This window comes from Flavobacterium lacisediminis (assembly GCF_025909975.1).
Taxonomy (GTDB): domain Bacteria; phylum Bacteroidota; class Bacteroidia; order Flavobacteriales; family Flavobacteriaceae; genus Flavobacterium; species Flavobacterium lacisediminis.
In genome coordinates this window covers 80159-93991 of the sequence record NZ_JAPCIO010000003.1, presented here as the reverse complement: position 1 = coordinate 93991, position 13833 = coordinate 80159, and the positions used below count along the sequence as shown (strand labels likewise).

Below are 13833 nucleotides of genomic sequence, written 5' to 3'. Positions count from 1 at the left end.
GTGTTAGTTTTTGGTTAATTCTAAAAATTGTTCTTCTAAACTGTTTTTTCTTTTTACAAGATGTTCTAAAACAATTTTTTGTTCAAACAGATACGAGTTTAAATCTTTGGCAGCAATATCTTGATTTAAATAAACCAATATTTTTCCTTCTTCTTCCTCTATTTTTTCAACGGAAGGGTGATTTTGAAGTGCCAATTTAAGTTGCTCTTTATCGTCTGATTTTAACTCGAAAAAGCTATTGTTTTCAATCATATCATGAACCGAACCTTGATATAACATTTCGCCTTTACGCAAAACAACCACATGACTACACACTTTTTCTACTTCGTCTAATAAATGCGAAGCCAATAAAATGGTCGTGCCTTGCGAAGCGATAATTCGGATAATATCTCTAATTTGACGAATTCCTTGCGGATCTAAACCGTTTGTTGGTTCATCTAAAATTAAAATTTCTGGATCATTTAGTAGGGCAGAAGCAATCGCTAAACGTTGTTTCATACCAAGTGAATACGTTCTGAATTTATCGTTTTTACGTTCTAAAAGCCCAACCAATTCTAATTTCTCATCTACTTTTGAAAGCGAAGTGCCTTTAATTTTACATACTAATTCCAAATTTTCTTTGGCGGTCATGTACGGATAAAAATTTGGTCGTTCAATAATAGCACCTACTTTTTTTAGTGCGTCGTGCGTATTAGATTTTCCTCCAAACCATTCAAAATCGCCTGAAGTTTTATTAACTACGTTTAATACTATTCCTAAAGTGGTTGATTTTCCAGAGCCGTTTGGTCCGAGAATTCCGTAAACATTTCCTTTCTTGATTTCAAAAGACACGTTTTTAACAGCGTGTAATTTTCTATTGAAAATCTTATTAAGATTGGTGATTTTTAAAATGGTTTCCAAGTTGATTCGTTTTTTGATTTACAAATAAGACGAACAGTTGGGTTATTTGTTACTAATAAAAAATAAGGAAATAAAAAAATCCCTAACGATATGGCTTGGTTAGGGATTTTTAGTAAACTTGGGGCAATTATTAATATTTTATAAAGTTGTTGATTTTTACATTTTTAGCTTTTAAATCGTGCATTAAATTGTATAAACCAAAGAACGTTCTGTTGATGTAAATGAAATGTTTTGAACCTCGATTTCCATTCATATTTCTTAATTCGGTGCTTTTTGAATAGCGTTCGCCCAAATCGGCAATTTGTCCAAAAAATTCATCGTCTGAAAAATCAAATTCTTCCACATGAAATGGTCTTGCGAATAAGCTTAATAATTCATGAAACATCGCAGTAAAAAACTCAGTTTCTTCTTTAGAATCGTCGGTTCTTAATATTTCTAATTCGTATAATTTTGATTTAAAAAATTCTGGATTTGCTAAATTTTCTTTCTTCGCCAATTCAAAATAAGGTACATAAAAATCATTCGGGACTTCTTTGATACAACCAAAATCTAATGCAATAAGTTTTGTGTCTTTCGTAATCAAGAAGTTTCCTGGATGCGGATCTGCGTGGACTTTTCGTAAATTGTGCATTTGAAACATATAAAAATCCCAAAGCGTTTGTCCTAAAATATTCGACTTCTCAATATCAGTATTATAAGCGGTGAATTCTGACAAATGTTCGCCTGTCATCCAATCCATGGTAATAATTTTTTCAGAAGACCATTCAGGATAATACTTTGGAAAAATCAAATTAGGAATAGTGGCACAAGCTTCAGCCATTTCAATACTTTGCTTAACTTCATTGATGTAATTGGTTTCTTCAATCAATTTGTCTTCAACTTCTTTGAAATATTTATCCGAATCTTTTCCTTTAATATTGAACATTTTAATCGCAATTGGCTTTACCATCGCCAAATCGGAACTGATACTTTCTGCCACTCCAGGATATTGAATTTTCACAGCAAGATTTTTCCCATCCTTGCTCGCTTGGTGTACTTGACCAATGCTCGCAGCGTTTATTGAAGTGGCATTAAAAGTGTCAAATATTTCGTTTGGCTGTTTGCCAAAATAGTTTTTAAAGGTTTTGTTTACCAATGGTGGCGATAACGGTGGAACCGAAAATTGAGCTAATGAAAATTTCTCTACATAAGCACGAGGTAAAATACTTTTATCCATGCTTAGCATTTGCGCTACTTTCAAAGCGCTTCCTTTCATTTGTTTTAAACCGTCGTAAATGTCAGAAGCATTGTTAATGTTTAGATTTTCTTTGGCTTCGGCTTCAGTTTTGGTGATTTTGTCACCATAATATTTTATGTAATTTACACCAACTTTTGCTCCAGTTTGAATCAGTTTGGATGCTCTCTGAATTTTTGATGTAGGAATACTATCTATAGTTTTCATCTGTGTTTACATTTTAAATGAGGCTTTTTCTTGCCACATGAATTTTCCGAAGTCAATTAAACTTTTCAAAGGAGCAATATCCATTAAATCAAAACTGGTATTGACTGATTTTTCAATGAAAATATCGGTTTTTTCAAAAGATAGCGAAGTGTCTTCTATCCAAAATTTTAAAGTGAATAAGAATTGTAACCAAGCCATTTCACTCATGGTTTTTTCTTGAAATTCGATTAACTTTTCTTGTTTTAAATCGATTTTTTCAATTTCTAAAGTATCAAAGAATTGCTTGAAGTGTTTTCTTAAATCTGTCAATTTAGAAAGACTTTTCAATTTGTTTTTATCTTCTTTTAAAAGTGCAACTGTGAAACTTCTGTTTGCGGTTAACATTTCAAAATAGGTGAAGTAAAAACTTAATAATTTGGTTCGTGCATCATACGATTCAAAATCTTCGCTTTTTTCTAACAAACCCATTGTTTGCTGAAATAAGGAAGTAAAAAAGGTTTTTTCAATTTGTTCAAATGATGAAAAATTCGCATAAAAAACGGCTTCTTCAAAGTTGTATTGCTTCGCAAATTTATATACCGAATGTGGCGCTTTGTTATTTTCTAAAAAATAATCAATGTAGAAACCTAAAATATCTTGATTAGTAAACTCTTTCTTCTTTGCCATGACTTTTAAAATTTCATCAAAGGTAAAGAATGTTTAATTTATAATCAAAAAAGTTAAACAAATATTTTGTTAAAGTTCTTTCAAAAAAAACCTCAAGTACAAGGTTGTAATTGAGGTTTAATTTTTTGTATGTAAATGTCTTATGATTTTTGTTCTTTATTAAAGTAAACCAAGTAATAATACATTTGTTTTTCTTCGTCCCAACCTTTTTCAACAAATTTCTCCGCACTTTCTGGGTTGATGAAATCCAATTTGATTTGGATATTCGTATCCAATTGAATCGTGTTTTTTAAGGTACGACGCACATCAGTAACGGCAGCATTTGCAATTGGAAAACTGGATACGTCCTCGATGCTGTATTTGGCACCTTTATCTACTTTATAATTTTTGAATTCTGGAATGAATTCTGGATTTTGCATTACTTCGTTCAAGAAAGCCGTTTCTTCAAATTCATCATTTTTAGCAAAGTGATTGATTGCACGGTTCATGAACAATACTTCTTGTTGTTTGTCTTCGGCAGGTAAAACTACTTCTTTAGCAAACTCTTGACAGAATTTCAAGTATTTTTTGGTCATGAAGTTTTCATCTTGAAACGCATCAACTGATAAGAAATGCTCTAACCAATAACGCGCATCGTAACGGTTGCTATCTACAGTTAAAATTTTATAGCCTTCTTCTTTTTTGTAGTTGAAAATAATACAACCTTTGTCTAACTTATTCAAGTTAATTCCTTGTTGTAAAATCATTTCTAAGTTGCTTTCTTTTTCTTCAAATTGCAAGAAATCGGTTTGCACTTCACTTTTGAAAACTCCAATAGCATCAACTACATTATTATCAATAGAAACGTGTGTAAAATAAGCTACATAAACTTCTCCGTTTTTAATGTGCGGATGATTTGATTGCTCGAAAAGGTGTTTCGTGATTTTTTTTGAAACGTTGTGAATTTCGCTTGGGTTATTAAAAACTTCGGAAGCAAAATTGTACATTTCGTTGTATTCTAAATCTACTTCATGAGCAAACTGAAAGTAGTTTTCTTCTTTTTCTCTAAAAGGTTTAAAGAAAAATTCCTTCAACAAAGGCATGATTTCATCATTCAATCCGTATGGATTTTCAGATAAGAAGATAGCTTCGTTTCTGCTTTTATTTCCTACGCGGTGAATAGATAAATTCTCAATATGAGCATTAAATAGATTGATCATTTTTTATAGTTTAGATAAAAGAGCCAAGATAGAACAAGTTTGTTTTTTCTTGGCTTTTAAAGATTGTATTTTGGTTTATTCTTTTTAATTCTTTGGCTTTTAGTTCCAATTTTCTTCAAATCCCATGTCTTCAAAACTATCGTCTCCATCAAACATGTCGAAGTCATCATCATCTAAATCATCTTCAAATTCGCCAAACATGTCTTCGTCAGATAAATCTCCTCGCATACCACTTTGTAAAGCCTCTGCTGGAAGTTCGCCGTGTGAAAATAATAAAGCAGGATATGTTTCTCCAAGAGCTTTCTCTTCAATAGCGGCTAATTCTAAGAAAAATGTCCACATAGAAAATAAATCGTACACATATACTAACTTAGTGTTTTGTTCGTGAACCAATTCGTCTAACGTATATTCAGCCATTGTTTTTATTTCGCCAGGAATATCACCTGTATCAAACAACGGAATTCCATCTTCTTCATGCCAAGACCAATCGTTTGCACATGTATAAAAAGCGCCTACTTCGGTACCGTCAAAACCAAATGCATTGATTAACGCATTGTGTAAATCTTCTAATGAGTTGTCGCTTTCGATGGCAATATCTCTAAAAATATCTTCTTCAGCATCGAGAATAGCTCTGAATTTATAAATCATAATCGTTGAAATTTTAAGAACTGCAAAAGTAATTATTATTTACGAGAAACTTTTTTGCTTTTGCGAATTGTTGATAAGATTTTAAAATATGGATAATGAAGTTTCAGTCGTTAATCGTTCTAAGGTTTCTAAACCATAAAATGAATTCCCTTTTTTGTTTAATTTCGGGCTCCAAACCGCTACCGTGTAATGATTTGGGAAAACAGCTACTACGCCACCACCAACACCACTTTTTCCTGGAAGCCCAACTTTAAAAGTAAATTCACCCGCTTGATCATAAAAACCACACATTTGCATTAAGGCGTTCATGCGTTTACATTTACTTGTAGAAAGGAATTTTTTATCGCTTTTAGGAATTACGCCATTATTAGCGAAAACTTGAAAACATTTCGCCAAATCCACACAACTCATTTCAATAGAGCATTGATGATAATAGAAGTCTAAAACGGCCACTGGTTCATTTTTGATGTTACCAAAGGATTTTATAAAATTCACTAAAGCCGCATTTCGGTAACCAAAAGCTTTTTCAGATTGCGCTACATTTTCGTTGTAATTGATGTTTGGATTTTCAGTCAGTTCTCTTACGAAATCAAGAAGAAAAGCTTTTGGATTTTCAAAATGTTCTAACATTAAATCGGCAACAACCAAAGCTCCAGCATTGATAAACGGATTTCTTGGAATACCATTTTCGTTTTCCAATTGCACTAACGAATTAAACGAATTTCCAGAAGGTTCATAACCCACGCGTTCCCATAAATCGTTTCCAATTTTAGAGAATATTAGCGAAGTCGTAATGACTTTTGAAATACTTTGAATAGAAAATTTCTCCAGAGCATCGCCCTTTGTAAACACGTTTTGATGTTTATCAACCAATGCAATTCCGTACTTATTCGCATCAATTTTTGCTAATTCTGGAATGTAATCGGCTACTTTTCCGGTGTTTTCAATTTGTATGACTTCGTTGTAAATTCCGTCTAATATATATTGATATGCCATGAATCTAATTTTGGTAAAAGTAATTAAAATCGGGAAAGTTACAATTCATCCTCAAAAAATGACAGTTCGGTTACTTTCAATTTTATAGGTGCGATTTCTGTTGCAACTTTGCTTCATCAAAATAAAACGAACAGTTTAACCATTAAACAAAATTAATCATGACAAAAATTATCACTATCATCGCAATGTTTGTCGCTTCGATTATGTCAGCGCAAACTCAGTTTGACCAAGGAATGAAAAAAGCCTTACAAACTTGGAAAGACGGAAATTCAAAAGAAGCATTAGTTCAGCTAGAGCAAATTGCTTCAGTTGAAAAATCAAATTGGTTACCAAATTACTACATCGCTTTCATTAATACTACGCAAGCTTTTGCTGAGAAAGACAAATCAAAAATGGAATCTTTACTGAATGCTGCTCAAAAAGCACAAGATGTTTGTAACGAGTTAGCACAAAACAATCCAGAAGTTTTAGTAATGCAAGCTATGATTCACACCGCTTGGATTGTTTATGACCCAATGACAAACGGGCAAAGATTATCAGGTGATGTATTATATATTTTGAATAAAGCGTATAAGATTGCTCCTGAAAATCCGAGAGTTGTGTTTCAAAAAGCTTCTTTTGAAAAAGGAATGGCAGAATATTTTGGACAAGATAGGAAACCAATGTGTGCCCAAATTGAAAAAGCAATCGAACTTTTTGCTACTTTTAAACCTGAATCGGCTTTTCATCCGAGTTGGGGATTAGATAAAGCGCAAGAAGCTGTAAAAGCTTGTAAATAAAATTTTTAAAATGAAATATTCAAGAGAAATAGTTAAAGCAATAGTGATTGGAATCGTAATTTTTGCGATACTTCAAGGTGTGAATTTATTAATCAGTAGAAGTTTGCCAAGTCTTACAACATTAAAGTGGAATTTTATTTTTACGATGTTGTACAGTGTGGTACTTTACATTGCCAATGCATTAATTTTTATCCAATTAGATAAATATTTTGAAAAGAATAGATTTCATTTAAAACGATTAGTAATCGGATTTTTAGCCTCATTTTTTGTCTCTGGATTCGCTATTTTTCTTTTGAGAATGTTGGAAGACGTTGGGTTTGAAGACAAAACGATTCAAGAATTTATCCAAAATGAAATGCCTGCTAATTATGTTGTAGCAATGGTGATTACGATTATTGTTTCATTAGTTGTGCACTTGGTTTATTTCTATAAAGCCTATCAAGAAAACAAGTTAAAAGAACAGAAAATTATTGCTGGAACGGCTTCGGCACAGTTTGAAAGTTTAAAAAATCAAATCGATCCACATTTTCTTTTTAATAGTTTGAATGTATTGAGTTCGTTAATCGAAGAAAATCCAGAAAATGCTCAAAAATTCACGACATCGCTTTCAAAGATTTATCGTTATGTTTTGGAGCAAAAAGATAAGGAATTGGTTTCGGTTGCAGAAGAATTACAATTTGCCAAAACGTACATGAATTTGCTAAAAATGCGATTTGAAAACAGCATCACTTTTGAAATTCCTGAAAGTTTTGAGAATGATGAAGCCAAAGTAGTTCCGTTATCGTTGCAATTATTGTTAGAAAATTGCATTAAGCACAATGTAGTAAGTGAAGCAAAACCGCTACATATCAAAATTAGTATTGAAAATGGTCAGTTAGTTGTGTCTAACAATCTTCAAAAGAAAGAAATATTATCTGACCGAAAAGGCGTAGGATTACAAAATATTGTTAATCGCTACGGAATTTTAACCAAAAGAAAAGTATTGGTAGAAGAAAACGAAAAAGAGTTCAAAGTATTTCTACCGATTTTAACCAAACAAATAAGTATTATGGAAACAACATATAATTATAATGAACAAACGGCTTATGACAGAGCGTCAAGAAGAGTCAAAGAAATAAAAGAGTTTTACGGAAGTTTAATTTCCTATTGCATCGTAATTCCAGTTTTAGTGTTTATCAATTTTAGAACCTTTTCCGGATTTCAGTGGTTTTGGTTTCCAATGTTAGGTTGGGGATTAGGATTGGTTTTTCATGCCTTCAGAGTTTTCGGTTACGGAAGTTCTTGGGAAGAACGAAAAATTCAAGAGATTTTGAAAAAAGATCAAGACAAAAACAATAAATGGGAATAATTAAATTTAAAAAAATAAGAAATCATGAGTTTACAAGATAGAATCAATAGTAGAATGGATAAAGAAGCGTTTAAAAACTTTATCCCATCAAATGCAGAAGAAGCAAGATATTATCAAGCGGTTAAAAGAGTAAAGAAAATCAAAGGATTTTACACACACGCTGTTGTTTATTTAGTCATCAATATTATGATTGTGATTATCAATATTCAAAATTTAAAAGATGGCGAAAGTTATTTTCAAGCACATAATTTCTTCACCGCTTTCTTTTGGGGATTAGGATTGTTTGCACACGGATTATCGGTATTTTTGCCTGATTTTATCATGGGACAAAATTGGGAAGAGCGTAAGATTAAAGAATTTATGGAGAAAGAAAAATCCAACCAAAATCAGTGGAGCTAATATGAATATATTAATTATCGAAGACGAGAAACCAGCAGCACGATTGTTGCAACGTAAAGTTGAAAAATTAGGTTTGCAAGTAAATACCATGTTACATTCTGTTGAGGAATCCATTGTTTGGTTCCAAAACAATCCGCATCCTGATTTGATTTTTTTAGACATTCAATTGTCTGATGGTTTGTCGTTTGAGATATTTGAGCAAATCGATATTAAAAGTGCTGTAATTTTTACAACTGCTTATGATGAATATGCGTTACGAGCTTTCAAATTAAATAGTATTGATTATTTATTGAAACCAATAGATGAAGAAGATTTGGAAGTAGCTGTGAATAAATTCAGAGCGAGAAACCAAACGCAAAATATTTCATTAGATTTTGAAGCGATTAAGCGCATGTTAGTCAATCCAGTGGAAAAAGAATATAAAAAGCGATTTTCAGTAAAAATTGGACAACAATTAAAAGTGATTTCAATTGATGAAATAGAATGTTTTTACAGCGAAAACAAAGGAACTTATATTCACACTTTAGACAATCGTGATTATTTAATTGATTCGACTTTAGAAGTTGTAGAAGCAGAAATCAATCCAAAAGACTTTTATCGTGTAAGCCGAAAATTCATTGTCCCATTGAAGGCAGTTAAAGAAATTCAAGTGTATTCCAATTCAAGATTGAAAATCATTTTACCAACTTACAAAGACGATGAAGTAATTGTAGCTAGAGAACGTGTAAGTGATTTTAAAGAGTGGATAGGGTAATTAAAAATTAAAATAAAAACGCCAATACACAAAAAATCCAATTAAAATTAGATATAACAAACTGTTTAAACTTAAGATAATCAAAGCAAAAGTATTCCAGATTTTTTCTTGTATCAGTTTTAAATTGAATCGTATCATCGGAATAATTATTACTAAAAGTACATAAGGTAAATAAGAAGTCAAGCTTACAAGAGTATTAAATGAACTTTTATATGGTGAGGCAAAATAGAAAATATTCATATTTGTACTTAAAACATACATGTAGTAAAATAAAATGAGACCAAACGGTATTAAAAGTAATTTGATACTTTTGAACTTATCGGTTCTTCTGTTTTTTATATAATTCACAAAAAAGTAAAAAGAACTCATTACAAAGAATAATCCACAAAACACCAGAAAAAGGCGTAAAATATCATTGTTGTGAGGTATTTGATACGAAGCTAGTTTTTCAAATTCAGTATTTTTTGGAAATAAAGAATCTATTTTTAGGATGTGATTTCCTTTAGCAAGTTCTTCTTTAATATTGAATTGAATGGTTTTATCATATTTATGATAGAAGTATAAATTCACAGTTCCGTTTGTGTTGTCCCAAATTGATGTCAATAACGTTCCATCACCAATTTTGTCTCTGCAAACATGCATGGTGTCGGATAATTTTCGGCAAAATTCTAAATCGGTTTCTAATTTATTATTCAAAAATAAAACACCATTTTGATAACGTTCTAGTTTAGAAGCATCTTCCTTTGATGTTATCGATGGACAAAAATTAGATAAAACATAACTTGCTTCATTGCCCGAAATAATTCTATATGGTTCCACCACGATATATTTTCCGGATTTATCAACGTAAATGAAAACGTCTTCTATAAAATAACTGTAATCGTATTTTTCAATAAAGTTTTTTACATCTTCAACTGTTTTGCAAGTGTGAAGAATGTCTTTTAAATATTGGGTTGGATTGTTTATTTTTAGGCGGTTTTTAAAATTGGAATCATTATTTTCTGGATGATAGGATGCTAATCTTGAAAAAACCAATCCATGTTCATTCATTCCTGATTGTGGTGCATAACCATTTTTTCCATCAAATCGAGAACCAGTAAACGCAGCACCAAAAGGAGTTTTTTTGTTCCCAATTTCAAACCAAATATGTGGTGTTGTTCTCCAAGCATCCTCATTACAACCCACCATGGTTTTGCCATTTTTGGTCACTTTGTACATACTACATGGATTTGCAATATTTATCGATAAAAGAAATAAAAGGGCGAAAATGATTTTGATACTTTTCATGCAATTCCATTTGGTTCAATAATATAACGATTGAATTGCTAAAATGTTACAACATGTTTTTTGTTCGAATTATAATTTTAATGAATAAAACATTTTCGAATTGCTATTATTACAAAAATCAACAGAGAATAAATAATAAAAAATGGAGCGATGAATTCAATCCATCCTAAAGGTAACATGAACGCAATTATTAATAATTGAAAACCCAATCCGTAAAGCGAAAGAGAAGTCATAAACCAATTAGGAAATGTTTTTACTTTATAAGCATCAGCATCTAAGAAGTGAATTATTTTATCGAATATGCTATATACTAAAGTGTAGATTCCAAATAAAATATTAACTGCTTGTTGTGTTTCACCAGGTAAAGCTTTTGGTGTTTTGTATTCGAAAATTTTACTCGTTGCATCTCCTCCAATAGACTTATTTCTTAAAATTACATAGTAATAATTGTAAAGTGTTCCTTGTAATTGAATGCCAATAAAAGCCAATAATGCGACCCAAATTGAAGTTTTTGATACATAACAAATAGACATTAAAAAAAGAAAGTTCAATATAATATCAAACACGCTATCTAAATACCTTCCTACATAAGAAGGTGTGTTTTTTAATCGTGCTAATTCACCATCTGCGGCATCAATACCTGATTTTAAAATGATGAAAAAAGCGGCTGCTAAATAGAATTGGGACAAAATGCAATAAATTGCAAGTAAGCCAGAAATTCCAAATAAAAGTGTTACATGAATAGGTGTAAATCGTGTTTCTTTTAATTGAAGAGCGAAAAACCTTCCGAAAGATCTTCCGTAGTCAGATAAATCTAAAAATTTATCTGAAGCATTTAATTTTGACATTTAAAGTTAATAACAAAGAACTGTGACAATATAGTCGGTAACATTATTTTGTGAATCTATGCAACGTAAACGTCATGGCAGTTAATAAAAAGAACGCCATAATTTGATGAGCTAATCCTAACCAAAGTGGTACATGGAATAACAATGTAAAAATCCCTAACAAGAATTGTATGAAAACAAAAACCAACAACGTTTTAACTCCGTTATCTTGGGTTTTATCTAATACAAATTTTCTGCTTTTAATGAATAAGAAAATAATCATTCCAACAACTAAATAAGCAAATGTTCGGTGAATGAATTGCACGCCACTTTTTCCTTCAGTAAATGCTAGTAGTAAATTCGATTGTTCTAATTGAATACTTTCATGGAAAAATTGTCCATCACTCATTAAAGGCCAATGATTGTGAATTAATCCTGCATTTAATCCTGCAACAAAACCTCCGTAAATAATTTGAATGATTAGAATTACCAAAGCAATACGAGCAATTTTTCGTAATTCTAAAACTGGTAATTTTCTCTCTGGATAAATTAAATCTAAAGCCACCCAAAGCGTGTAAGCAAACGTAATAAAAGCAAATGTTAAGTGAATCGCTAATCTGAAATGACTCACATCGGGCATGTCTTTTAAACCGCTAGCTACCATGAACCAACCCAAGAATCCTTGAAATGCACCCATTCCCAAAAGAATGAAACATTTTTTGATGGTTTCCTTATCTAATTGTTTTTTGATTAGGAAATAAACGAACGGAATAATGAAAACCACTCCAATAATACGACCAATAAAACGGTGAAACCATTCCCAAAAGAAAATGAATTTGTAATCGTCTAATTTAAAATCTTTGTATTGATTTACTTTTTGATATTCAGGAAATTTCTTGTATTCTTCAAAGGCTTCCACCCATTTTTCTTCCGACATAGGAGGGAAGGTGTCGTTGATTAAATGCCAATCGGTCATGGATAAACCTGAGTTGGTTAGACGCGTAATTCCACCAACAGTAACCATAATAAATAACAAAACACATCCCGAAAGTAGCCAGTAAATAACCGATTTATTTGTTTTCATTTTTTTGATATTCAAAAAGCACTTCAAATTTACTCAATGATCATCTGAAAAGAGCTTTAACAAATTATAAATTTTATACTTTTTTTAATCCCAATTTTGAAGCTTTGTTTAAAACAAATTCCTTTGCAGGTTCATATTCATTTGGGATTTCGCCTTCTAAAATAGCTTCTTTAACCGCTTCTTTTAGAATTCCAATTTCTCTACAAGGTTTTAAACCAAATAGTTCCATGATTTCTTCGCCCGAAATAGGTGGTTGAAACACACGAACTCGGTCTTTTTCCTCTACTTCTACAATTTTTTCTTTAACAATGTCGAAGTTCTTATGGTATTTCTGAAATTTCTTTGGATTTTTTGTGGTGATATCCGCCTTACATAAAGTCATTAAACTATCAATATCTTCACCTGCATCAAAAACCAAACGTCGAACAGCACTATCAGTAACAATATCTTCCGCAATTACGATTGGGCGCGAACTCATCATCACCATTTTTTGCACGAATTTCATCTTGTGATTCAAAGGCATGTGCAAACGTTCAAATATTTTTTTGACCATTTTTCCGCCTAAAAATTCATGTCCGTGAAACGTCCAACCTTGTTTTTTGTTGAATCTTTTGGTTGGAGCTTTTCCAATATCGTGTAATAATGCTGACCAGCGTAACCAAACGTCATCGGTATTTGGGCAAATATTATCTACTACTTCTAACGTGTGGTAAAAATTGTTTTTGTGTGTATGACCTTCCACTTCTTCTACATTATTCAAAGCCGTTAGTTCAGGTAAAAAAATATCTAACAAACCGGTTTGATACAAGTGTAAAAATCCAATCGAAGGTTTTTCAGAAGCTAAAATTTTATGCAATTCATCAACAATTCGTTCGCCTGAAATAATATTGATTCTATCTTTGTTTTTAGAAATTGCTTCCAAAGATTCAGATTCAATTTCAAAATTCAATTGTGTTGCAAAACGAATCGCACGCATCATTCGCAACGGATCGTCGGAATAGGTAATATCTGGATTTAAAGGCGTTTTGATGATTTTGTTTTTCAAATCTTCTACACCATTAAACGGATCAACTAAATCGCCAAAGTTTTCAGAATTCAATGAAAAAGCTAATGCATTTATCGTAAAATCTCTTCGTTCTTGGTCGTCTTTTAAAGTTCCATTTTCCACTAAAGGATTTCGGCTGTCATGAGTATATGATTCTTTTCTAGCACCCACAAATTCCACGTCAATATCATCATAACGTAACATAGCTGTTCCGTAGTTTTTAAAAACTTGCACTTTTGGATGAAATGAAATTAGCTGAGAAACCTTTAATGCTAATTCAATTCCGCTACCAACGGCAACGATATCGATGTCTTTTTTATGGTCTCTGTTGAGTAATATATCACGAACAAAACCACCAATCACATAGCATTCCAAGTTAAGTTCTTGAGCTGCTTGCGAAATGATTTTGAAAATATTATGTTCTAAATGTTGTTTGTAATTCATGCTTTAATTTGAAAAT

14 protein-coding genes are annotated in these 13833 nt (G+C 31.6%); 4 read left to right on the top strand and 10 right to left on the bottom strand.

All coding sequences use genetic code 11. The annotated features are described in order from the left end of the window. Positions 1–3: 3 nt before the first annotated feature. From OJ995_RS05565 to OJ995_RS05540, 6 genes are all read right to left on the bottom strand, one after another. On the bottom strand, positions 4–900 hold the full coding sequence (locus OJ995_RS05565; protein WP_264368535.1) for an ABC transporter ATP-binding protein: 897 nt from the start codon (positions 898–900) through the stop codon (positions 4–6). A 130-nt stretch (positions 901–1030) separates the two neighbouring features. Further along, positions 1031–2341, bottom strand: a complete 1311-nt coding sequence (locus OJ995_RS05560; protein WP_264368534.1) for an ABC1 kinase family protein — start codon at positions 2339–2341, stop codon at positions 1031–1033. Positions 2342–2347: 6 nt separating this feature from the next. Continuing rightward, positions 2348–3007 (bottom strand): TetR family transcriptional regulator C-terminal domain-containing protein, encoded by a 660-nt coding sequence (locus tag OJ995_RS05555; RefSeq protein WP_264368533.1) that lies wholly within the window; start codon positions 3005–3007, stop codon positions 2348–2350. Between the two features lie 140 nt (positions 3008–3147). After that, positions 3148–4206 (bottom strand): nucleoid-associated protein, encoded by a 1059-nt coding sequence (locus tag OJ995_RS05550; protein WP_153200198.1) that lies wholly within the window; start codon positions 4204–4206, stop codon positions 3148–3150. 99 nt (positions 4207–4305) lie between these two features. Next, positions 4306–4854 carry a plasmid pRiA4b ORF-3 family protein gene (locus tag OJ995_RS05545; RefSeq protein ID WP_264368532.1) on the bottom strand — a complete coding sequence of 183 codons (549 nt, stop codon included), beginning with the start codon at positions 4852–4854 and terminating at the stop codon, positions 4306–4308. An 81-nt stretch (positions 4855–4935) separates the two neighbouring features. Beyond that, complete coding sequence (locus tag OJ995_RS05540; RefSeq protein ID WP_264368531.1) at positions 4936–5850, bottom strand: glutaminase; 915 nt, start codon at positions 5848–5850, stop codon at positions 4936–4938. A gap of 158 nt (positions 5851–6008) precedes the next feature. Here OJ995_RS05540 and OJ995_RS05535 point away from each other — a divergent pair, with 158 nt between their 5' ends. Genes OJ995_RS05535 through OJ995_RS05520 form a run of 4 tightly spaced genes read left to right on the top strand, consistent with a single transcriptional unit; the run spans position 6009 to position 9130 of the window. Further along, positions 6009–6629 carry a hypothetical protein gene (locus OJ995_RS05535; protein WP_264368530.1) on the top strand — a complete coding sequence of 207 codons (621 nt, stop codon included), beginning with the start codon at positions 6009–6011 and terminating at the stop codon, positions 6627–6629. A 10-nt stretch (positions 6630–6639) separates the two neighbouring features. Then, on the top strand, positions 6640–7977 hold the full coding sequence (locus OJ995_RS05530; RefSeq protein ID WP_264368529.1) for a 2TM domain-containing protein: 1338 nt from the start codon (positions 6640–6642) through the stop codon (positions 7975–7977). A gap of 24 nt (positions 7978–8001) precedes the next feature. Next, positions 8002–8376, top strand: coding sequence for a 2TM domain-containing protein (locus tag OJ995_RS05525; protein WP_264368528.1), 375 nt, complete (start codon positions 8002–8004; stop codon positions 8374–8376). 1 nt (position 8377) lies between these two features. Then, a complete protein-coding gene (locus OJ995_RS05520) occupies positions 8378–9130 on the top strand; it encodes a LytR/AlgR family response regulator transcription factor (protein WP_264368527.1) in 753 nt (250 codons plus the stop codon). Here OJ995_RS05520 and OJ995_RS05515 read toward each other — a convergent pair whose 3' ends face one another. From OJ995_RS05515 to OJ995_RS05500, 4 genes are all read right to left on the bottom strand, one after another. Further along, positions 9131–10417 carry a hypothetical protein gene (locus OJ995_RS05515; protein WP_264368526.1) on the bottom strand — a complete coding sequence of 429 codons (1287 nt, stop codon included), beginning with the start codon at positions 10415–10417 and terminating at the stop codon, positions 9131–9133. A gap of 77 nt (positions 10418–10494) precedes the next feature. Beyond that, positions 10495–11265, bottom strand: coding sequence for a CDP-alcohol phosphatidyltransferase family protein (locus tag OJ995_RS05510; protein WP_264368525.1), 771 nt, complete (start codon positions 11263–11265; stop codon positions 10495–10497). A 43-nt stretch (positions 11266–11308) separates the two neighbouring features. Continuing rightward, positions 11309–12328 (bottom strand): COX15/CtaA family protein, encoded by a 1020-nt coding sequence (locus OJ995_RS05505; protein WP_264368524.1) that lies wholly within the window; start codon positions 12326–12328, stop codon positions 11309–11311. Positions 12329–12401: 73 nt separating this feature from the next. Then, positions 12402–13817, bottom strand: coding sequence for a CCA tRNA nucleotidyltransferase (locus OJ995_RS05500; protein ID WP_133609955.1), 1416 nt, complete (start codon positions 13815–13817; stop codon positions 12402–12404). Between the last annotated feature and the right edge of the window lie 16 nt (positions 13818–13833).

Excerpts from the sequence above, each read along its gene's own strand:
- OJ995_RS05560 (WP_264368534.1), bottom strand. The coding sequence starts at position 2,341 with ATGAAAACTATAGATAGTATTCCTACATCAAAAATTCAGAGAGCATCC.
- OJ995_RS05555 (WP_264368533.1), bottom strand. The coding sequence starts at position 3,007 with ATGGCAAAGAAGAAAGAGTTTACTAATCAAGATATTTTAGGTTTCTAC.
- OJ995_RS05550 (WP_153200198.1), bottom strand. The coding sequence starts at position 4,206 with ATGATCAATCTATTTAATGCTCATATTGAGAATTTATCTATTCACCGC.
- OJ995_RS05545 (WP_264368532.1), bottom strand. The coding sequence starts at position 4,854 with ATGATTTATAAATTCAGAGCTATTCTCGATGCTGAAGAAGATATTTTT.
- OJ995_RS05540 (WP_264368531.1), bottom strand. The coding sequence starts at position 5,850 with ATGGCATATCAATATATATTAGACGGAATTTACAACGAAGTCATACAA.
- OJ995_RS05535 (WP_264368530.1), top strand. The coding sequence starts at position 6,009 with ATGACAAAAATTATCACTATCATCGCAATGTTTGTCGCTTCGATTATG.
- OJ995_RS05530 (WP_264368529.1), top strand. The coding sequence starts at position 6,640 with ATGAAATATTCAAGAGAAATAGTTAAAGCAATAGTGATTGGAATCGTA.
- OJ995_RS05525 (WP_264368528.1), top strand. The coding sequence starts at position 8,002 with ATGAGTTTACAAGATAGAATCAATAGTAGAATGGATAAAGAAGCGTTT.
- OJ995_RS05520 (WP_264368527.1), top strand. The coding sequence starts at position 8,378 with ATGAATATATTAATTATCGAAGACGAGAAACCAGCAGCACGATTGTTG.
- OJ995_RS05515 (WP_264368526.1), bottom strand. The coding sequence starts at position 10,417 with ATGAAAAGTATCAAAATCATTTTCGCCCTTTTATTTCTTTTATCGATA.
- OJ995_RS05510 (WP_264368525.1), bottom strand. The coding sequence starts at position 11,265 with ATGTCAAAATTAAATGCTTCAGATAAATTTTTAGATTTATCTGACTAC.
- OJ995_RS05505 (WP_264368524.1), bottom strand. The coding sequence starts at position 12,328 with ATGAAAACAAATAAATCGGTTATTTACTGGCTACTTTCGGGATGTGTT.
- OJ995_RS05500 (WP_133609955.1), bottom strand. The coding sequence starts at position 13,817 with ATGAATTACAAACAACATTTAGAACATAATATTTTCAAAATCATTTCG.